The 22,218-nt window shown below is 32.9% G+C and carries 18 protein-coding genes; 5 read left to right on the top strand and 13 right to left on the bottom strand.

Translation table 11 applies throughout. From position 1 onward, the window contains the following. Positions 1 to 37 precede the first annotated feature (37 nt). Both ACEN2I_RS07650 and ACEN2I_RS07645 read right to left on the bottom strand, forming a co-directional pair. A complete protein-coding gene (locus tag ACEN2I_RS07650) occupies positions 38 to 634 on the bottom strand; it encodes a lipoprotein signal peptidase (protein ID WP_441765505.1) in 597 nt (198 codons plus the stop codon). Between the two features lie 119 nt (positions 635 to 753). After that, a complete protein-coding gene (locus ACEN2I_RS07645; RefSeq protein WP_441765504.1) occupies positions 754 to 969 on the bottom strand; it encodes a hypothetical protein in 216 nt (71 codons plus the stop codon). 179 nt (positions 970 to 1,148) lie between these two features. Here ACEN2I_RS07645 and ACEN2I_RS07640 point away from each other — a divergent pair, with 179 nt between their 5' ends. After that, entirely contained in the window at positions 1,149 to 1,505 is a 357-nt protein-coding gene (locus ACEN2I_RS07640; protein ID WP_441765503.1) for a roadblock/LC7 domain-containing protein, read from the top strand. Positions 1,506 to 1,539: 34 nt separating this feature from the next. Continuing rightward, complete coding sequence (locus ACEN2I_RS07635) at positions 1,540 to 1,920, top strand: hypothetical protein (protein WP_441765502.1); 381 nt, start codon at positions 1,540 to 1,542, stop codon at positions 1,918 to 1,920. Between the two features lie 248 nt (positions 1,921 to 2,168). Here the strand turns inward: ACEN2I_RS07635 and ACEN2I_RS07630 are convergent, their stop codons facing one another. From ACEN2I_RS07630 to gdhA, 7 genes are all read right to left on the bottom strand, one after another. Further along, positions 2,169 to 2,549 (bottom strand): TraR/DksA family transcriptional regulator, encoded by a 381-nt coding sequence (locus ACEN2I_RS07630; protein WP_026983623.1) that lies wholly within the window; start codon positions 2,547 to 2,549, stop codon positions 2,169 to 2,171. Between the two features lie 9 nt (positions 2,550 to 2,558). Then, positions 2,559 to 5,960, bottom strand: coding sequence for an isoleucine--tRNA ligase (gene ileS / locus ACEN2I_RS07625; protein ID WP_441765501.1), 3,402 nt, complete (start codon positions 5,958 to 5,960; stop codon positions 2,559 to 2,561). A 203-nt stretch (positions 5,961 to 6,163) separates the two neighbouring features. After that, on the bottom strand, positions 6,164 to 8,083 hold the full coding sequence (locus ACEN2I_RS07620) for a hypothetical protein (protein ID WP_441765500.1): 1,920 nt from the start codon (positions 8,081 to 8,083) through the stop codon (positions 6,164 to 6,166). 46 nt (positions 8,084 to 8,129) lie between these two features. Beyond that, entirely contained in the window at positions 8,130 to 10,022 is a 1,893-nt protein-coding gene (locus ACEN2I_RS07615) for an outer membrane protein assembly factor BamB family protein (protein WP_441765499.1), read from the bottom strand. Between the two features lie 129 nt (positions 10,023 to 10,151). Continuing rightward, positions 10,152 to 10,865 carry a DNA repair protein RecO gene (recO, locus tag ACEN2I_RS07610; RefSeq protein ID WP_441765498.1) on the bottom strand — a complete coding sequence of 238 codons (714 nt, stop codon included), beginning with the start codon at positions 10,863 to 10,865 and terminating at the stop codon, positions 10,152 to 10,154. 77 nt (positions 10,866 to 10,942) lie between these two features. Next, a complete protein-coding gene (gene porZ / locus ACEN2I_RS07605) occupies positions 10,943 to 13,225 on the bottom strand; it encodes a type IX secretion system anionic LPS delivery protein PorZ (RefSeq protein WP_441765497.1) in 2,283 nt (760 codons plus the stop codon). 170 nt (positions 13,226 to 13,395) lie between these two features. Then, a complete protein-coding gene (gdhA, locus tag ACEN2I_RS07600) occupies positions 13,396 to 14,739 on the bottom strand; it encodes an NADP-specific glutamate dehydrogenase (RefSeq protein WP_441765496.1) in 1,344 nt (447 codons plus the stop codon). Between the two features lie 323 nt (positions 14,740 to 15,062). On the opposite strand from gdhA, the gene ACEN2I_RS07595 reads away from it, so the two are divergent. Further along, positions 15,063 to 15,848: a THC0290_0291 family protein gene (locus tag ACEN2I_RS07595; RefSeq protein WP_441765495.1), complete on the top strand. Its 786-nt coding sequence runs from the start codon at positions 15,063 to 15,065 to the stop codon at positions 15,846 to 15,848. A gap of 54 nt (positions 15,849 to 15,902) precedes the next feature. Here ACEN2I_RS07595 and ACEN2I_RS07590 read toward each other — a convergent pair whose 3' ends face one another. Next, complete coding sequence (locus tag ACEN2I_RS07590; protein WP_441765494.1) at positions 15,903 to 17,045, bottom strand: cystathionine gamma-synthase; 1,143 nt, start codon at positions 17,043 to 17,045, stop codon at positions 15,903 to 15,905. A gap of 105 nt (positions 17,046 to 17,150) precedes the next feature. Between ACEN2I_RS07590 and ACEN2I_RS07585 the strand changes: the two genes are divergently transcribed. Next, entirely contained in the window at positions 17,151 to 17,894 is a 744-nt protein-coding gene (locus ACEN2I_RS07585) for a PdaC/SigV domain-containing protein (protein ID WP_441765493.1), read from the top strand. A gap of 54 nt (positions 17,895 to 17,948) precedes the next feature. On the opposite strand, the gene ACEN2I_RS07580 is transcribed toward ACEN2I_RS07585, so the two are convergent. The 3 genes from ACEN2I_RS07580 to ACEN2I_RS07570 all read right to left on the bottom strand — a co-directional run bounded on the left by ACEN2I_RS07580 (position 17,949) and on the right by ACEN2I_RS07570 (position 20,938). Next, positions 17,949 to 19,103 carry an ATP-binding protein gene (locus ACEN2I_RS07580; protein WP_441765492.1) on the bottom strand — a complete coding sequence of 385 codons (1,155 nt, stop codon included), beginning with the start codon at positions 19,101 to 19,103 and terminating at the stop codon, positions 17,949 to 17,951. A gap of 123 nt (positions 19,104 to 19,226) precedes the next feature. Beyond that, on the bottom strand, positions 19,227 to 19,982 hold the full coding sequence (locus tag ACEN2I_RS07575; protein WP_441765491.1) for an SDR family NAD(P)-dependent oxidoreductase: 756 nt from the start codon (positions 19,980 to 19,982) through the stop codon (positions 19,227 to 19,229). A gap of 83 nt (positions 19,983 to 20,065) precedes the next feature. Further along, positions 20,066 to 20,938: an aldo/keto reductase gene (locus tag ACEN2I_RS07570; RefSeq protein WP_441765490.1), complete on the bottom strand. Its 873-nt coding sequence runs from the start codon at positions 20,936 to 20,938 to the stop codon at positions 20,066 to 20,068. A 211-nt stretch (positions 20,939 to 21,149) separates the two neighbouring features. Here ACEN2I_RS07570 and ACEN2I_RS07565 point away from each other — a divergent pair, with 211 nt between their 5' ends. After that, positions 21,150 to 22,154: an AAA family ATPase gene (locus ACEN2I_RS07565; RefSeq protein WP_134151343.1), complete on the top strand. Its 1,005-nt coding sequence runs from the start codon at positions 21,150 to 21,152 to the stop codon at positions 22,152 to 22,154. Positions 22,155 to 22,218: the final 64 nt, after the last annotated feature.

Here is a 22,218-nt window from a genome sequence, read left to right as displayed (position 1 = left end):
GGAATTTATTTAGTGTTTGAATTTTTAAGAAATAAGTTTAGTGTTTTGGAAAAGCTCTTTTATTAAAAACAAGCAAAATTCCAACACCTGTAGAAATCGCTACATCGGCAACATTAAAAATAGCATTAAAAAACTCAAATCGTTTTCCTCCAAAAAAAGGTATCCATGCAGGCAAATTGCCTTTCCAAATTGGAAAATAAAACATATCTACTACTAAACCATGAAACCAGGTTCCATATGGTTCCTGAGAAAAAGGAGTCGCTAAATTATTATAACTATCATCAAAAACAACCCCATAGAATACAGAATCCAAAATATTCCCTGCAGCTCCTGCAAGGATAAGTGCAATTGCTGTCACCAAATAAGACGAAGCATTCTTTTTTACAGAATCGTATAACCAATATCCTATCCCGAAAACAGCAAAAATTCTAAAAACAGTTAAAATCAACTTACCATATTCTCCCGGGATTTTTGTTCCCCAAGCCATACCCTCGTTTTCTATAAAATGAATCCTAAACCAATTAAAAACAGGATATTCATCACCCAATACAAAATTAGTTTTCACATAAATTTTAGAAATCTGATCAACAAGTAAAACTAGAAATATAAGGAGATACGCTTTTCGTAATGACATTTTTATAATTTTTGATGAGCAAAAGTAGTAATTAAATCAAAAAAAACGCTCCAAAGAGAGCGTTAATTGTTTTACAAAACTATTTACTACAGGTTTTTGTTTATCATAGATTACAAATGTTATTTTTTAGCCTTTACTTTAGAAGTCTCTTTAGGACTATCCGTAAAAAAATCAGAGATAGATTTTAACAATCCTTTTGTCTCTTTTCCTTCCTTAGCTTTTTTTGCAGCGTCTTTGCTAATTTGAGACTTTAATTTAATTCGCAATTTTTCGAACTCTTTCATTCTTTTTTCGACATCGGAGTTCACTTCTTTGAATTTCAATACTTTAGCCATGATGTAAGTTTTTTATAGTGAAAAATTAAAATTATTAACAGTTTAACATTACAATGATACATAATTTAATTTATATTTGTTAAAAAACATTAACACTTGTTTAGCGAGCAATCCATAAGATTTATATATAAAAATGAAAAAATGAACTAATTTTAACAACCCTTTCTAATCCTACAAATATGAATGAAATTACAATTACCTTAAATGATTTTTTGCTTACTACTAAATCCTCATCTGCTTTAGTTTTAAACGGAAAAGGCAAATTAATCACATCACTACACATGGATTACAGCGACAGCATTGCAGCAATGAGCGCTGCTATTTTATCAATGAGTGAAAAATTTTTATCGGATTTGGAAAAAGGCTCACTTAAACAATTATTTTTAAAAACCACAGATGGTGTTGTTATTGGAAACAAAATAAATAGTTCAAATTTTGTAATTGCCTTTTCAAAAGACGGAAGCAATCTTGGATTATTAATGCGAACAGCTGATGAACTTTCGATTGAACTTAGTAAAAACTCGCTTTTAAAATAACATAAATATATTAACCCATCAAAACCAACAAACTATGAGTAACGACTTTTTAAATGTGTTTTTAAATGAAATGAAAACCAATGTAAACGGCTTTATAGCAGTAGCTGTAACAGAAATCGAATCAGGATTAAGCTTTGGCAATCTAACAATCGATCCGGGTTTTGACCCCGAACTTGCAGCTGCTTACAACCTCGAAGTTGTAAAAGCAAAACTAAGTGCCGTTAAAGCCTTAAACTTAAAACAGGACATCGAAGATATTTTGATTACCCTTTCCAATCAAATCCACATTATTGACATTTCTCCAAACAAAAAATTTATGATTTATTTAGCTGCTGATTCAGCTAAAGCAAATTTAGGAATGACAAGAGCTATTTTAAGAAAACACAAATTAGATTTAGAGAAAAATTTATCTTAAATCATTACTCTCATCATTATCAATTAGAACTGGCTTTAATTAAAAACAGTTTTAAATGAAATACATTCAAAACGCTGATTTTTGTATTCTTACAAAAACAAAGCCATTTTTATGTAAAAAAATTTGAAAATTGTAATTAATCCCTTTTAATAAATTACATTCTACAGTGCTTACTAATTGTTAATACATTAAACAAAAAAATGCTCCCAAAAGGAGCATTTTTTGTTACAATCAATTTTCTAAAATTATTATCTCTGCAAGTTTTTAGCTTCTATACTCATTGTAGCATGAGGAACAATTTTAAGCCTCTCTTTGCTAATTAATTTACCAGTAACTTTACAGATACCATATGTTTTATTTTCAACACGGAATAATGCGTTTTTTAAATCGCGAATAAACTTTTCCTGTCTGATAGCCAATTGTGAGTTCGCTTCTTTTGACATTGTTTCACTTCCTTCTTCAAATGCTTTAAATGTTGGAGAAGTATCATCTGTTCCGTTATTCAAATCATTCATATAAGCACTTTTTATTAAATCCAGATCGGCTTGTGCTTTTTGTATTTTATTTTGAATTATTTCTTTGAACTCTGCTAAATCAGCATCTGAGTATCTTGTAATTTCATCTATCATCGTATTGTATTATTTTGAAATTAATATCATTGTTTTAATATCATCAAATTCAATTTCTATGCCGCTTTCTAAAGCATCTATAAAAACCAAATCATCTGTTAATGTCTCAGACTTAATATAGTCTTCATTTTTCAGAATTGACTCTTCTAAAAGGCCACTTCTTTTAATTTGAACCTTAATTTTATCGGTAACTTCAAATCCTGAATCTTTACGGATATTCTGAATTCTGTTAACCAATTCTCTTGCGATTCCCTCGTTTTTTAATTCTTCTGTAATTGTAATGTCAAGCGCAACTGTAATTCCGTTTGAATTTGCAACCAGCCATCCTTCGATATCCTGTGATGTTATTTCGACGTCTTCTAAGGATAAAGTTACATTATTTCCAGAAATAACAATATCCAGCGTCCCTTGCTTGTCTAACTGGTTAATCTGATCCGCTGAAAAAGATTGTATTTCTTTGGAAATCAGACCCATATCTTTTCCAAAGCGTGGTCCCAATGCCTTGAAATTAGGTTTAATTTGTTTTACCAAAATACCTGAAGCATCATCTAAAAGCTCAATTTCTTTCACGTTTACTTCTGCTTTTACCAGGTCAGAAATAGCCACAATTTCAGCTCTCTGATTTTCATCAAGTACCGGAATCATTACCTTTTGCAAAGGTTGACGCACTTTAATCATTTCCTTTTTACGAAGCGATAAAACCAAAGAAGAGATGGTTTGCGCCTTCTGCATTTTGCTTTCTAACGTTTTATTAACAAAGTTTTCGACAAATTTTGGAAACTTAGACAAGTGAACACTAGTATATTGCTCATATCCTGTAGAACTCGTTAAATCTCTGTACAATTTATCCATAAAAAATGGAGCGATCGGTGCGCTTAACTTACTTATTGTTAACAAACAAGTATAAAGCGTTTGATAAGCAGCAATTTTATCCTGAGCATATTCACCTTTCCAGAAACGACGACGGCACAAACGAACATACCAGTTGCTTAAGTTCTCCTGAACGAAGTCAGAAATAGCTCTTGCTGCTTTTGTAGGCTCATAATCTTCATAACATTCGTCAACAAATTTGATTAAGGAATGTAATTCAGAAATAATCCATTGATCAATTTCAGGTCTTTCGTTTAACGGAATCTCTGCTTCAGCGTATTTAAACCCATCAATATTCGCATATAACGAAAAGAAAGAATATGTGTTGTATAAAGTTCCGAAGAATTTACGACGAACCTCAGCAATTCCTTCAATATCAAACTTAAGATTGTCCCACGGATTTGCGTTTGAAATCATGTACCAGCGTGTGGCATCAGGGCCATACTCTGCAATTGTTTCAAAAGGATCTGTCGCATTACCTAAACGTTTCGACATTTTTTGCCCGTTTTTATCCAAAACCAGACCATTCGACACTACGTTTTTATATGCTACTTTATCAAAAACCAAAGTTCCGATTGCGTGCAACGTATAAAACCATCCACGAGTCTGATCTACACCTTCAGCGATAAAATTCGCAGGGAAATCTTTGTTCTCATCAATTTTATCTTTATTCTCAAAAGGATAATGCCATTGTGCGTAAGGCATTGCTCCTGAATCAAACCAAACATCAATTAAATCGCTTTCACGTTTCATAGGCTGGCCTGAAGCCGAAACCAAAGTAATTTGATCAACAACATTTTTATGCAAATCGACTAAATCATAATTTGTTTCAGACATATTTCCGATTTCAAAACCTTTAAAAGGATTTTCTTTTTGAAAACCAGCTTCGATAGATTTTTCGATCGCATTGTACAATTCTTCGACAGAACCAATAAGAACTTCTTCTTTTTTGTCTTCAGTTCTCCAAATTGGCAGCGGAATACCCCAATATCTAGAACGAGATAAATTCCAGTCGTTGGCATTTTTCAACCAATTTCCAAAACGTCCTTCACCAGTAGACTTAGGCTTCCAGTTGATAGTTTCGTTCAGGTCGAACATCCTATCTTTTACATCGGTTACTTTAATGAACCAGGAGTCTAGTGGATAATACAATAACGGTTCATCAGTTCTCCAGCTATGTGGATAACTATGTACGTATTTTTCAACCTTAAAGGCTTTATTTTCTTCTTTTAATCGAATAGCAATTTCAACATCTACAGAACGCTCTGGCGCCTGACCTGCATTATAATATTCGTTTTTGACATATTTACCAGCCAAATCACCTAAATGAGAAGTGAATTTTCCTTGTAAATCTACTAAAGGAACTGCAGTTCCGTTTTCATCTAAAACCAACATTGGCGGCACTTCCGGCTTTGCTTCTTTTGCTACTTTAGCATCATCAGCCCCAAAAGTCGGAGCAGTATGTACAACTCCGGTTCCATCTTCTGTAGTAACAAAATCTCCGGCGATTACTCTAAATGCATTTTCAGCATTTTGATAAGGCAATACATAAGGCAATAATTGCTCGTAACGAATATCAACCAAGTCAATACCTTTAGCTTCAGCTAAAATTTTATATGGAAGTTTTTTATCGCCTTCTTTTACATTATCAAAATCATCGTCGTCTTCGCTTGCAAAAAATCCTTTCCCGAACTGTTTTCCAACTAAATTCTTAGCCAAAACAACATTGATTGGCTCAAAAGTATATTGATTGAATGTTTTTACTAAAACATAATCGATTTTTGGCCCAACAGTTAAAGCTGTGTTTGATGGTAATGTCCAAGGAGTAGTCGTCCAGGCTAAAATGTGGATATCTCCAAAACCTTGTAAAAAGCCTGGAAGCGTTTCCGTTAAGGTTTTGAACTGCGCTACAATTGTAGTATCTGTAACATCTCTGTAAGCTCCGGGCTGATTTACTTCATGAGAAGACAATCCTGTTCCGGCTTTGGGAGAATACGGCTGAATCGTGTATCCTTTGTACAACAAACCTTTATCGTAGATTTGTTTCAAAAGCCACCAAACCGATTCCATATATTTCGGTTTATAAGTCACATACGGATCTTCCATATCTACCCAATAGCCCATTTTTTCGGTCAAATCATTCCATACGTCAGTATAACGCATTACGGTTTTTTTACACGCTTCGTTATATTCTTCTATAGAAATGGTTTTCCCAATATTTTCTTTTGTAATTCCTAATTCTTTTTCAGTACCCAATTCTACAGGCAAACCATGTGTATCCCAACCGGCTTTTCTTTTTACCTGGAAACCTTTTTGAGTTTTATATCTGCAAAAAATATCTTTAATCGCACGTGCCATTACGTGGTGAATTCCCGGTAATCCGTTTGCAGAAGGCGGACCTTCAAAAAATACGTAAGGCTCTGCACCTTCGCGAGTCGTTACACTCTTTTCAAATATATTTTCTTTCTTCCAAAAATCAAGTACTTCTGACGCTACCGTTGGCAAGTCAAGTCCTTTGTATTCAGTAAATTTTGTGCTCATTTTATCCTTTTCTTAATCGAGGTGCGAAAGTAAGGAATTTTGAATTATTGTCCATCACTTTATTAAAATTTCACAAACTTTTGTTGAGACAATAGGCAAAAAAATAAAAAAAAATTGATTAATTTCTGATATTATTCTCAAAACGCTGAGCAAATAAACCAAAAACTAATCAATTCTAAATATCTTTAATAGGATGGTAACAATTATTTAAATCCGCCGAAATAAACTTCTTTCATAAAGATTCTATTTCCAAAAACGGGATTTATTTCAATTTTCTCTCTTTGTTCCTGAAAAATGGTTTCGCCGTTAAAATCCTCAATTTCATAATTTACTTTATATGGAATTTTCCCTGAATTTAATGCGGCAACTGGGCGATAATCTCCAAACAGTTTTCTTTCGAAGAAACTTTTGTTTCCGTTATCAAATTCTGTTTTTTCAGTAGAAACGATATTGAAGTTTTCTTTATCGATAAAAACGTGATAATCTGTTTTAGGAATTGTTCTGTTTCCGGTACTTAATGTTTTTTCAAAATAATTCAAATGATAACATTCTCTTCCTTCGTACATTTCATCTGGTAAAACTTCAAAATTATTCCACAAATCCAATCTTAAATCTGTAAGGAAATTTATTAAATCAACATTTTTAGACAAATTGCCAAAATCATACGCGGTTAATTTCGTCCATTTTGCATTTAAACCGCTTTCGCGATCGTCGTGGCTCCAGGCTTCGGCACCGTTTACAATTTCATAATAACTCTCCGGCATTTTTTTTCTAAGAATATAATTCGAGTTCGTTGCCCATTTTTCTTCAGTTTGAGTCACATTATTTCCTTCGATTTTAAGTTTAGAAAACAAATGTGCTTTTTCGATTTTCTTTAGGGCTTCGCTTCCGCCTAAATTAGCAATTACTTTGGCTAGTAAATTAGCATTTAGCTGATAAGGTATCGAATCAAGCATATTAAATCTTTGCATTCTTGCTTTCTCTACATTTGCTTCTCTGGCTGCTTTTTCTACTTCCCACTCTTCTTCCTGCAGCGCTATTTTTTCAAAAAAAGCTAATCTTCGTTCTTCTTTTTCTTCGGCAATCTGAACGCCTAATTTTTTAAGATCGGCAAAACGGGTCGTATGGCTTCTTATTTTTTTATCGGCAAAATAGCCATTATTTACTTTTTTAATAATCGAAGATCCTCTTGAATCCTGTTTGTCATTCTCGACTAGCAAATTAGCATACAGTAATGCTTTTTCTTTATTCTCAAGCAAAAAATAAGTTTCAGCCAAATTGTTGGTTACAATAAACCGGATATTTTCGTTTGCAGGTGAAGGCGGATATTTAACCAGTAAACTTTCCAGATATTGCAAATGTGGCGTTAATAGCTTTTCATCTAAACCTTTTTCAAGCGTAACTTTTTCCATTTGAGCTGTAATTTCATTCTCAAACGCCAACATCTGATTGTATTCTGAATGTCCTTTTGAAGTTACAAATTCAAACTTTATTTTAGATTCATCTACATAATAAGCCAATTTATAATTTAGATAATTCTGAATTCTGTCGACAGAACTAAAAATGATATGATCCATTCCTAATTCTTCTGCAGAATAATCACCATCTTTTTCGGCTAGTGCACTTCTTTTATTACTTAACTCAACAGCAAGTTTTACCTTGCCTTTTTCGTATGTACCTCCTACTATGCGAGATTCAGTACTATTAAAATCCTGGGTAAATAAAATTTTATCTCCACACTTGGCATCCACTTTTATTTTTACATCATAGTTAGAATAAACCTGAAATTGCCAGCTGTTTCTTTTTTTATCAAAAGTACTATCTACTTTTGTTGCATTAAATTTGGGTAATGCAACGGTTAAGTAAATTTTCAGTTTTCCGTTTGCAGGATCTTTTATAAAACCATCGATGTGAAAATATTTTTTCTTCAAAATAATTTCCTCTTGTATTAACTCTTTATCCATTTGATAAAAAGTAGTTTGCGTTAAAGCATTATCAAGAACAGGAAATTCTGAATATTTAATTACGGGTATATAAAATTTCTTCTTTTTTGAGCTTATTTTTTCTTGTGCCTGAATTGAAGCAATTACAAGCAAAGCTATAAAGAGTAATATTTTTTTCATAGGCAAAAAAAAGCCATCAGAATTTCTTTCTGATGGCTTTGGGTTTTTATTTTTTATTAAAAATTTGAATAGACTTATCCGAAACATAAAATATATTTTGTGTCGCTGGATCTATTTCATAAAGAGGTTTGTTGTTGATGAAGATAATTTTATCAACCTCAACGCCATCAGATTTGTTCACTTTTACAAGAATTTTTTCTCCTGTATCTGCTTTTGCAAAAATATAAGAGAAATCTCTGTTTTGTTTCATTGCATTAAAACGAGAATTAAATTTGGCCGCTACAACTCCAAGAGCTGCTGAACCAGCTGCCATGTCTCTAGATTGTTTCATTTTTGATGAATTTTCTTCTCTAACAACTGCAGATCTCATGTTTCCATTAGAATCACGATATGTCATTGTCAATTCAGAGCCTTGTATAGCACTTACTCCTGAACCAATTCCTAAACCAATGCTTCCTGCAATGGCAGCACTTTTCATAAGACGTCTTCCTGTTTCTCCAGGTTGCGTGTATACATGGTGATATTTTACAGTTCCGTCTAAATTAACTCCCATTACTTCAACTGGTCCTGAAAGAACAACTCCCCAAGGGAACAATTCGATACTGTTTAATTCTTTTTCTTTTTTGATGTTTACTTTAGCGAAAGGCTCTGGCTTATCGTTAATGCTTGGATCAAATTTGTATAATTTTTCGTCGTTGTAAACTAAATAAGCGTTTGAAGCTTCATCAAAAGCTGGTAAAACTGGACGGTTTTTATCAAAATTGATGTTACGTTTCCAAAGTTTAACTCCGGTTTTATAATCCACCATGTTTCCATAAGTACCTGTAAGATACATTACTTTTTCACCCACTTTTCCTAAGTAATAAATTGGGTCTTCTTTGTCATCAGAAATTTCGATGAATTTTTTCCAAAGTTTTTCTCCCTCTTTGTTAATCAACATCATTTCATTTTCTGCAACGTATAAGAAATCCTGTTCGATAGGAATTACTCTTTTTAATCCATCACCACGAGCATCTTTTTTCCAGATTTTCTCTCCTGTTTTTAAATCAAAAAAGTTAAAACCGCTATTGTGAGCCACTAATAATTTTGTTCCCCAGTCTTCTAGATAAACAACTTGTTTTGTTTTGATAGATTCTTTCCAGATACTTTTTCCATTGTCTGTACTTAAAACATTCAAGTATTGTTTGTTAGAGAAGAAACCAGCAGCGTTAACTACAACAATATTTTTATCGTTTTGTGTTTCAAAGAATTTTGTATATTCTTCTGTTGCTTTCCAGTTTAATTTTCCTGTTTCTTTGTCAAAAGAATATAAATTACCGTAAAGTAAATAATAAATAGTGTTTCCGTTAATTTTTGCTTTGTTTGTATTGGCAGATAATTTCAAAGAAAAACTAATCATAGCTTTTGCTTTATCAACAGTTGTAGTCCATTTAAGTTCTCCTGTTGCCATATCCAATAAAGCGATTGCCATATCTCCATCTTTTTTCAAAGTAAGAAGGTATTCATTTGTTTCTGGAATAAAATCTGATTGAAATACCCAGAAAGATTCTTTAGAAGAGTTGTAAACTACTTTACCAGTATCCGTGTTGACAATTAGGTATTTTGAGTTGATGTAAGCTTCAACATAAGGACTTCCTGGAACGGTAGTTAGATCTCTTTTTTCTTTAAAGAGAGTCCCTAATTCTGGATCTGTTAAAATGTCTTTACCGGTAATTGTTCCGAAATCTTCTTTGGTTAACGTCCAAACAATTTTTTTTGTTTCAGGATCTAAACCTTTTATAGAACCTCCTTCTTTAAAAACAACAATACCTGTTATTTCATTCTGAACCATGTCTTGTACATTGTTCTCTGTGGTAATTATTTCGTCATATTTCCTTTGGGAAAACGCCGAAACATTCATTAATAAAAGCAAAAAAATCGAAAATGTAATTTTCTTCATAGCAGTTTTTTCTTTAAAAGAATTAATAATTAAGCCAAAAATTTTGTTATCGCAATCATTTCTTATAAAAATAATTAGCAAAATTTTAACAAAAATTCACTGCGCAAATATATAAAAATAGGAATCAGTTTAAGAAAATATTTCTTTAAGGACGTCTAGTGATTTTGGCCTCTTAAATCCATCTAAATGAAAGCTATAATAATCAATTAGAATTTTTAGCAATAACTGCCTCTCGATTACATGAAAAATTTTCTGATCATTATCAAATTTCAATTCTAATAGTTTTTTAAGCAAATTGGTTTCATGTGCTGTGAGTGCTGTAATTCCATGAAATAAAGTAAAGACACCTTCATTCATTTCAAAATAAGGCAAATCCAAATCCGAAACATCAGGATAAAAACCAAGATATTTAGTAGTTTCAAGCAGTAATATTAAATGAAAATTAGAGATTTCACTATGATGATCCAACCACGACAAAGCTGTCTCTAGAAACACAAACAACGATTCGTTTTTTTCTTCTTCCTGAATAGAATGATGCAGCACTTCGGAAATAAACATCACCATTGTGCTTTTTATCAGATCTGTGTGAATTGTTTGAAAAGCAACAGCTGTTTTTATTTCTTTGAAATTTTCCAGCGTTCCTTTGTTTTTATGAACTGCTTCAATTTCCAAAATAGATAAAGGCTGAAAATAAGCAATCTTCTGACTTGTTTTCCGAGCAGAAAAAGCATCACGTACAAAATAAGACTTCAGTCCACTTGAAAGCGTAAAGCATTTTACAATTAGGCTTTTTTCCTGAAATTTTAATGCCGAAATAACGATTGCTTTGGTTTTAACTAACAAAATTAGATTTTTAGATTTTAGACTTCTTCAATAAATGGCATTTCTATTTTTTAAGAAGACCGAAAATTGAGACAAAACTATCGAATTATCATTATTTTTTTGACTTTAGTTTCTCCTCCATCCTGAGCTGAAATAAAAACCATATATACGCCAGATGCCACTTTGTATCTGCCAAAAGCTGTAGTATCCCATTCTATTGTTCCTCCTTCGGATATGGCTTCATAAACCAGATTACCCTCTATATCAGTTACTTTTACATTAGCTTTATCAAGTAAACCTGCAATTTTTACAGTTCCTGAATAAGCAGGACGAACCGGATTTGGATAGATATATACATTGTTCAAATTTTCATTAGCTTCTGTAGACGATCCCTTAAAAGAAATCATTCCTTTATCAGTAGCGATAAATACCTCACCTGTTGTATTGTTAATTTTAACATCATTTATAACATTACTTGGAAGCGGCGAATTATTTATAGTAAAATGATACTTCGTTTCCTGACCATTAGGTGATACCATAAAAACTCCTGAATCGACAGTACCAATCCATTTATTATTAGCTCCATCCACTTCAATTGAAGTAATAAATTGTTCGTATAATAATTCTTGTGCCAAATTATCTTCTACAATAATAATCGGATTCGTTTTTAATTGGGCATCATTTTGAAAACTCCCAACATTAGACAGAACACGAAGTCCTTTTGTTGTTCCTATCCAAAGCTGATTTTTAGTATCAACCGCCAGGGATCTGGCATCATAAATTGGTAAGTTTCCTGTATCAGTTCCGGCAGTTATTTTTTTGTATGTATTGGATGCTTCATTAAAACCAATGACTCCATTTCTATTATTTGCTATCCATTTTGTATTATTTTTATCAACAACAATATCCCCATAAGAAGTATTTTCAGCATCATCCAGAATGCTTGTCATAGCATAACTTTGCCATTGCCCATTGGTTTTTAAAACCTTCAGTCCATTTTTAACTAGACTATTAGTTATCCATAGATTTCCTGCCTTATCAAACGCAGTTCCGTTTATACGAACATCAATATAAGTGGGGCCTAAGAAGGTTAAAGTTTCCAAACCACTGTTTTTCTCATTGTATAAAATAGATGGAATATCGTTTTCAATTTTTAACAATCCTGAAAAAAAAGAACTGGCATACACCTGATTTTCATTATTTGGATTTACTATAATACGAGTCATTGATTTAGCATCAAAAACCTGAGAGTAAGGAATATTCAGCCAACCCGAAGAACTATATTTACTAATCCCGTAACTATCTAAGGAATACGGATTATATGACACATTATAGTCTCCATAAACAACCCAGATTTGATTTGAAACCGCATCTATTGAAAAAATGTTATTTCTTAAAGGACCAGCCGGAGTATTGTTTTCAAAAGCAGAAACTCCTGAAAGAGTAGATGAAAACACCCCATTTTCTTTAGTTCCGATACTAATAACATTTCCAAGTAATGTTGCGCAGGTAAAACTTAAACCAACATCCGAAACCTCAGTATTTGTAATCTGACGATTAAGAATCATTTGATTATTATAAACATACACAGCATTTGATGTCGTAATAAATAAATTATGATTAACTGCACGCATATCTAAAGAAGGCTGTGGAAGCTGTGAAAACCCAATAAAAACATTCGAATTATAGCGATGAGCATAGCCAGCTGTATTAATTGCAATTAGCTCTGAATCCAAAGCTTCAACGCTCGACCATTCACCAGAATTCACAACTGACCATTGGTTATAATCGACTAAATTTGCATTGGTACTATCTGCCCTTCTAATCCCATTTGAAGTCGCTGCATAAATAAACCCATCAAAAAAAGTAGTTTGTTTTACACTAATTTCTGCTCCGGAATCACCAATAAAATAAGTGTCTCCAAATTGCGAAGTGGATAAATCAAACTGCACAATTCCAAAATCACACGAAACATATATCAACCCATTATGTTCCATAAAATGATTGATTTTTTTTATTCCCGATGGCAATTGTTTATTGATAATATCTACAACTTTCAAAATACTGCCATCCTTTTCATTTATAACAATCATCAAACCATTTTCATAACCTACTAATGTTTTATTTGAAGCTTCACTATAATACATCGATGAGATTGTTTGTCCGGAAAGACCATCAATAGTTGTGGTTGTTTTAATAATGTTTGTAACTGTATTTTTATAGAACAAAGCATTTTCTGACGCAGCAATAATTGCCTTTCCTGAAACTGAAACATCTTTAATATTATTATATGAAAAATACCCCTGCCAGGACAATTTACTTTGTGAAAAGCTGTTTTGGAGCGCTATAAAAAATAAAATATATAAAAATCTTTTTTTCATTATTTGGAAGATTCAGATTGACAAATATAACACAAACGAAAGTATTTGATTTTTGTTCTGTTTTAAATTATTATTTTTTAAAACACCCTGAAATTTAATAAACTAAAAATGCCTCCGATTCTATCCTGATTAAAGATGAATGAAGGCATTTTTTGAAATTTTTGATAAAACTACACTACTCCCTGAGCAAGCATAGCATCCGCTACTTTTACAAATCCTGCTATATTAGCACCTTTTACATAGTTAACATAACCATCTTTGCCTGCCCCATATTTTTTACATTGGTTATGAATTCCAACCATTATTTCTTTTAATCTTAAATCAACTTCTTCACTTGTCCAGTTTAGTCGAATTGAATTTTGAGTCATTTCTAAACCAGATGCCGCTACACCACCAGCATTTGCAGCTTTTCCTGGCGCGAATAACACTTTGTTTTTCAAAAGCAATTTAATTGCATCTAGTGTTGAAGGCATATTTGCAGCTTCAGTTACACATAAGACACCATTCTTAATAAGCTTCTTAGCATCCTCTCCGTTTAATTCATTTTGAGTCGCACACGGAATAGCAATATCGACTTTTACTTCCCATGGACTTTTCCCTTTATGAAAAACCGCTTTTGGATATTTTTTAAGATAAATCTCTGCTCTGTTATCACCACTTGCTCGCATTTCAAGCATATGATCAATTTTATCTCCTGAAATTCCTTCTTCATCATAAATATAGCCATCAGGACCTGAAATAGTTACTACTTTACCACCTAACTCATTTACTTTTAAAGCAACTCCCCAGGCAACATTTCCAAATCCTGAAATCGCAACTGTTTTTCCTTTTATCTCATGTCCTATTGTACGCAACATTTGTTCTGTAAAATATACAACTCCATAACCAGTAGCTTCAGGTCTTATTAATGAACCTCCATAAGCAAGTCCTTTTCCGGTTAAAACACCGGTAAACTCATTTCTAATTCTTTTATACTGACCAAATAAATAACCAATTTCTCTTGATCCAACTCCAATATCTCCTGCCGGAACATCTAAAGCCGGACCTATATGACGACATAATTCAGTCATAAATGATTGACAAAAACGCATAACCTCAGCGTCTGATTTTCCTTCAGGATCAAAATCAGAACCTCCTTTTCCTCCTCCCATTGGAAGTGTTGTGAGACTATTTTTAAAAACCTGTTCAAAAGCCAAAAATTTCAAAACAGAAAGATTTACTGTATGATGAAATCTGATTCCACCTTTATAAGGTCCAATTGCTGAATTCATCTGAATTCTAAAACCTCTATTTACAATAATTTCTCCTTTATCATCAACCCAGGGAACCCTAAAAATTATAGAACGCTCCGGCTCAGCTATTCTAAGAAGTAGGTTTTTTCCATCGTATTTTTTTTGTTCGGCAATAAACGGGATTACCGTTTCTGCAAACTCTCTAACGGCTTGAAGAAATTCAGGCTCATTTGGGTTTTTGGACTCTACAAGAGCCATAAACTCATTTATTTTTTGTTTCATCGTTTTGAAATAAATTGTTCAAACAAATTGTTATTTGTATCTGTTAAATAAGAAAATACACTTAAGAAAACGTTTTCGTTATTCACAACAAAGGTATATCAAATTCAGAATCAGAAAATTATTTTTATAACATTTTTACAAGAATTATGCTTTTTTCAAACAAAATTAAGTTTCCCATTTACAACTATTATTTTTCATTTTAAATCCCATATTATGATTAGCTTTTTAAGTGATTTGTTACTTATTTTTTAATTGAAGAATTAATTATTTAAAATGGATTATGTTTTTTATATATTTGCCAATATTTGAAAGCCCAAAAACTCATGTTCAAGCAAATAGCCCTAACTTTTTTTACAATATTTGGTATTACCACGGTATCAAATGCACAATTGGCCCACGAAATTGGTTTTATATTTGGTCCCGTAGCTTTTCAGTCCGATTATGGACAGAGACACGATAATTCTACAAATATTGGAAATACCGGATTTGGAATTGGTGCCGTTCACTGGCTGAACTTTTCATCAGCTGCAAATGGGAATGAATATTTCAATGAGCATTTTAAATTTCGCTCTGAAATTTCGTTTACTAAAACCAATTTCCAACATTATGGCCGCTGGGTAGAAGGAAAGCCTTCATTAACAAAGGAAAAGCTTAAAGCTATGAGTGGAAAAACTACTTTATTAAATATAGGAACCCAATTAAATTTTTCACCTTTTACAACAATTCACGAATTCGAAAAATATGTAGGAAGTTTTTATCCTTACCTGAGCGTTGGTGCCATGGCAAGTTATTATAGTACACATGCTGACTCTTCTCTTGGGCCTTTGGGAATTCCTGCTACTACTCCAGACAAGTATTTGATACCTTCAGAAGGTAATAAATATGGTTTTTCTACAGAAAGCGGTGTTACATTTTCAGTCCTTCTTGGCGTAGGAGTTCAATACAAATTAGACGAAATGAATGATTTGCTTTTTGAAGTACGTTATCAGGGATTCAATTCAGACTGGATTGATGGATTAAATCCTAATAGAGATCTTTATAAAGAAAACAAAGCAAAAGATTCTCAAGTTTGGTTCAATTTTGGATATTCCCATTATTTAGAATTCTAAAAAAAAAATATAAAAGACAAAACCCCAATTCTTTCGAGTTGGGGTTTATTGTTTTTATGATAAAGCTTGTTTTAAATCGGCTATTAAATCCTCGGCATCTTCGATACCAACACTCAAACGAACCAAATCATCTGTAATTCCAACTTCGGCTCTTTTATCTGCAGGAATTGAAGCATGTGTCATCAAAGCCGGATGATTCGCTAATGATTCTACACCTCCTAAAGATTCAGCTAATGTAAACACCTTCAATTTTTCTAAAAAAGAAATTGAATCTTCTTTTTTTCCTGAAACAAATGTAAAAGATACCATTCCGCCAAAAGCCTTCATTTGTTTTTTAGCAATTTCATGAAACGGATGATCTGGTAATCCGGGATAATAAACTGTTTTTATTTTTGGATGGTTACTTAAAAATTCCACAACTTTCTCTCCGTTTTCACAATGTCTTTGTACTCGTAACGAAAGTGTTTTAATTCCTCTTAAAACCAAAAAACTATCCATTGGTCCCAAAGTTGCTCCGGTTGCAAATTGTTGGAAATGTAATTGCTCTCCCAACGTCTCATCTTTTACAATTAAAGCTCCGGCAATAACATCAGAGTGACCTCCTAGATACTTTGTTGCAGAATGCATCACGATATCTGCACCCAGATCCAGAGGTTTTTGTAAATAAGGTGTTGCAAAAGTATTGTCTACAGCAAGCCAGATTTTATTCTCTTTTGTGATTTTGGCAATTTCTTCAATATCAGCCAATTTCATTAACGGATTAGTGGGTGTTTCAACCCAAATCAATTTTGTGTTTTCGTTAATCAAAGACTTCAACTTTGCAAGATCAGTCATATCCACAAAGTGGAATTTAATTCCTGAATCTTTATAAATTCTTGAGAACATTCTATAAGTTCCTCCATACAAATCGTCCATGGCTATTATCTCGTCTCCGGCTTTAAAAGATCTTAAAATACAATCTGTTGCAGCCAAACCAGATGAAAAAGCCAGTCCGCGAGTACCGTTTTCAATACTTGCCAAGGCATTTTCTAATGCCGTACGAGTAGGATTTGATGCCCGGCTATACTCATAATCTCCCAATGGCTGTCCCGGACTTGTCTGAAGAAAAGTTGAAGTTTGATATACCGGGGGCATTACTGCTCCCGTACTTGGATCATGATGCTGACCACCATGTATAACTTTAGTATTGAATTTCATATAGTTAGCGTATTTAAATTCTTAAATTTTGTACAAATTTACCGTTTAATTTATTCTTATCCTGACACAACTTATTACCTTTGTATATAATTAACACTTTTGAAGATGAAATACTACTCTATTTTTGTAATGGTGCTTATTTTACTAACCGGATGCACTAAAACATTAACTATTGAAAACGAGGTTTTTGAAAAAGAATCTAAAATACCCTGCAAAAAAGATTGTCCTAAAATTACAATTGATGTGCCGGTTGCAAAAAATATTCCTGTAGTAGCAGACAGCATCAACAAAAAGATATTAAGCGTTTTAAAAGAAATCCTTTATTTTGGAGAAAAACCATCAGACGCTAAAGATTATAATAATCTGACTGACTCTTTTATTGCCTCCTACGAAGAAATGCATAGAAAATTTCCAAGCGAAACATTTGGCTGGGAAGCCACAGTTAAAGGAAATGTCGAATATCAATCTGATCAGATTTTAAATATAAAACTTGATCATTATACCTTTACAGGTGGCGCTCATGGCTATCAGGGTTATCGTTCTTTGATATTCAATCCAAATACCGGGAAAACCATTTTTTGTGATGAATTATTTAAAAATGAAAATGAGTTTAAGGCTTTCGCCGAAAAAGAATTCCGAAGCAAATATAAAATTCCTGCCCAGGTAAATATAAATGCAACCGGTTTGATGTTCGAAAAAGATACTTTTCAATTGCCCCAAAATATATTTTATACTGACGAAGGACTCCTTCTTTATTACAATTCTTACGAAGCTGCATCTTATGCTGATGGCCCAAAAGAGATTTTATTTCCGTATGAAAAAATCAGTAAATACTTGATTTATCAATGATTTTTCTTAAACAATAATTCGGCGAAAGTCAATTCAAAAAAGCATTTGAACCTTTTATGACTTTGGACCTTCCTGAAAATCATATTTCATTTTTCGCAAAATTCGCAAAGCTTCCTTAAACGACAAATACACTTGCCCAAATGGTTTTAAAAGTAATTTTGCATCAATTAGTTTTTGTTTGGCATCATCAAAACCATTCAGATAACAAATCATAAAAGTAGAGGGAAGATTTTCTAAATCTTTAAATTCCCGTTCTGATAAAGCAAAACCTTTTTGAAGTTTTTGAAGCAAGGCTACATTCGAATTATAAATATGAAAGAGCATTCGCTTATTAAACTCGGGTGGATGAAAAAGCATTTGACTATCAATTTTATAGTAACCGTTATCAAAAAAATGAATAGTTTGTTTTTCTAAAGGGTAATAACTGGTTTTATCATTTAAACCTAACGGAACATACTCTGTTATGGTAAAACTATCATCATCAAAAACAATGGTTACTACATCTTGCGCGGAATAGAAAAGTTTAATCTGTTCATTTATTAACTCAATATCTACGCGGGAAAGAAAGGTTTTGTCTCTTGATTTTTTAGGCACTCCCGCCCAGCAAATCACAAACAATTCTTTAAATACAAGATATTTAGGAGACATATCTTTATGTCTGAAATTCATAAAATCAAATACCCCGTCGAGTGTATATTGAATACTGTTTCGCGAACTATTTTCGATTCCGATCACAGTTTCTGTATTCTGGTAGTTTTTTTCAATTTCACCTTCTACCGGAACCGAATTACTGCCACGCCTTATAAAAACACTGTTGGCAAGAATGGTATGAATTCCTTTTTTAAAATACGAAATTTTACTTTTGGGTTTAATCGTAACCAATCCTATTACTTTATCTTTTGGAAGATTCGGAAATGGTACATTTTCGTACTGAATTCTAGGCGGATTTTCTAAAAAAGCATTGACCAGATTTTGTATTCGGCTGTCATCAAAGAAATCATCCCCAACAATTTCGTTATCCTGATCTTCAACACCCACCACTATATAAGAATTATTCGTTGGATTGGAATTGGATAACGCACAAATATGTTTTAAAAACTTTCCTTTTCCTTCACGGGAATGTAAATTCAACTGTCTTTTTTTATCATAAAAACTGCTCTCATCATTATGAGCGAGCAGATTTTTTATTAAAAGGCGTTTGTTAATCATTTAACTGGACTTCTTAAATGTTAGATTTTTATTCTTCTTAGCATTGAACCTGTTAAATATTTAATAATTTTAGATCCGCTGTCTAAGCTAGTCTAAAATCTAAGAAATCCAATACCAAATAATCTAAATATTCTTATTGACTATTGTTGCCGATGCCTGTGCCGTTGGGTACACAATTAAATCAGCAATATTAACATAGTATTTTCTGGATACTACAAAATGAATAATATCTGCAATATCTTCAGCTTGTAAGGCGTCTAAACCTTTATAAACATTCGATGCTCTGTCTACATCGCCTTTAAAACGCACTTCACTAAACTCTGTTTCAACCATTCCTGGGTGAATTGCACCTACCCTAATTCCGTATGGATTCAAATCCATTCGCATTCCGTTATTAATAGCATCAACTGCATGTTTTGAAGCGCAATATACATTCCCGTTTGGATAAACTTCTTTACCGGCAATGGAACCAATATTGATAATATGCCCCGACTTTCTTTCAATCATCTGCGGTATAATCGCTTTTGAAACATACAAAAGCCCCTTCACATTGATGTCAATCATCGCATCCCAATCATCAATATTTCCGTTTTGAATAGGATCTAACCCATGTGCGTTCCCTGCATTATTAATTAAAACGTCAATTTCCGAAAAATATTCCGGCAATGAATTTATACTTTCAAAAACTGTCTTTTTATCCCGCACATCAAAAACCAAAGAATGTACTTCTGTATATTCCGAAAGTTCATTTTCGAGTTTTGCTAACCTTTCTTTTCGTCTTCCGCAAATAATAACCTTATAATGATTACGTGCCAATATTTGAGCTGTAGCTCTTCCGATTCCGCTTGTTGCTCCAGTAATTAAAACTGTTTTTTTCATGCTGTTATTTTTTTTATCACCAATTAGAAGAATAAATTATATTTAATCCTTCTTTGACAATTTTTCTAATCTTTGTTTTTTTATTATGCCACATCATTCCCCATGCTTTCTGTCCAGATTGCAAACCAGTCTTCCGTATCAAAATCTAATTCAACGGCTTTCATAAGAGACTGAATTCTGGCTACATTTACAGTTCCTGCAATTGGCATAATTCCTGCCGGATGTTTCAAAATCCACGCAAGTAAAAGCGTATCTGAACCCAAACTATATTTTTCTACCAAAACAGAAAGCAATTTTTTTAAACGACGGGTTTTTTTGTTATCTTCCCTAAAGACTGTTCCGAGCGGATTCCATGACAATGGACGAATTCCGTGAGTCTGCATATAATCAAAGCTTCCGTCAATCATAGGTTCAAAATTCGTAGCCGAAAATTGTACCTGATTATAGCTAACCTCTGTTTTCTGGCGAATTAATTCAGTTTGTGAACTGGTAAAATTCGAAAGTCCGAAATCAATGATTTTTCCTTCCGATTTTAATTTCTCAACTGCTTCCGCTATTTCATCAGCCTGCATTAACGGGCTTGGTCTGTGCAATAAAACAACGTCAATGTAATCTGTTTTTAGCTTCTTAAGTGATTCTTCAACAGACCAAATAATATAGTTTTTAGAATAATCATAATGCTTAATTTTATTTTTACGGTTTTCAGCAATAATCTGAATACCGCATTTGGTTATTAATTGTATTTTTTCGCGAGAAATTTTGCTATTATAAAATGCTTTTCCAAAATCGGTTTCTGTAGTATAATCACCATAAATATCAGCATGGTCAAAAGTGGTTATTTTATTTTCGACACAAAGCTGTATTGTGTTTTCCATTTCCTTTCGCGAAAGATTTTTATCCCAGACACCCCAATTCATAGTACCTGAAATTATAGGTGATAACATTGTTTTGTACATGTTTTATTATATTATTTTCAATGATTATTATCTGCCAATAAAGCATAATCACCAAAGTTCTTAAAAATATAAAAATAGAATCACAATTCGTCCTTAAAATTGGTGTATTGGTCGAAGTTTTAACCATTTTTTAACATCTTACTTCTCAAAAAATATTCAATTTGCACTCTCAAAAGTTAGGCATAGAAATCAAGGTTTTAAAAATATTTATATGGAAGAAAATACAACGACTTTAGACATTAGAGCGATTAATGAAAAAATTGAAAGAGAGAGTGCTTTTATAGACCTTCTTACAATGGAAATGAACAAAGTTATTGTGGGCCAGAAGCATATGGTCGAGCGTTTACTAATTGGTCTTTTAGGACAAGGACACATTTTGCTTGAAGGTGTTCCTGGTTTGGCCAAAACGTTAGCGATAAATACATTATCGCAAGCAGTTCAGGGTTCTTTTAGCCGTATCCAGTTTACTCCGGATTTATTACCTGCCGATGTTGTCGGAACGATGATTTACAACATTAAAGCTAACGAATTTTCGATTAAAAAAGGGCCAATCTTCGCTAATTTTGTCCTGGCCGATGAGATTAACCGTGCTCCTGCTAAAGTTCAGTCTGCACTTTTGGAGGCGATGCAGGAAAAACAAGTTACTATTGGCGATACGACTTTTAAACTTGATCGTCCGTTTTTAGTATTGGCAACTCAAAACCCTGTTGAGCAAGAAGGAACTTATCAGCTTCCTGAAGCTCAAGTTGACCGTTTTATGTTGAAAACAGTTATTGATTATCCAAAAATTGATGAAGAACGTTTTGTAATTCGTCAAAACTTAAAAGGAACTTACGAAAAAGTAAATCCTGTGGTTTCTGTAGAACAAATTCTTCGCGCACAAGAAGCTGTTCGTGAAGTTTATATGGACGAAAAAATCGAAAAATATATCTTAGATATCATCTTTGCTACTCGTTACCCGGAGAAATACAAACTTGCCGACTTAAAACCTCTTATTAGCTTTGGAGCATCGCCACGTGGAAGCATCAACCTTGCCAATGCAGCAAAATGTTACGCTTTCATCAAACGTCGTGGTTATGTTATTCCAGAAGATGTTCGTGCCGTTGTACATGATGTTTTACGTCACAGAGTTGGGATAACGTATGAGGCTGAAGCCGAAAATATTACTTCTGTAGACATCATCAATAAAATCGTAAACGAGATTGAAGTACCTTAAAAAGTTGATGGTTGATCGTTTTTTGTTGATGGGTATAACCCCATTAACCAACAACCAACAACCG

The sequence above is a fragment of the Flavobacterium sp. W22_SRS_FK3 genome (assembly GCF_052113665.1).
GTDB lineage: Bacteria > Bacteroidota > Bacteroidia > Flavobacteriales > Flavobacteriaceae > Flavobacterium.
The sequence above is the reverse complement of the archived record's forward strand: the minus strand, read 5'-3'. Positions and strand labels throughout refer to the sequence as shown.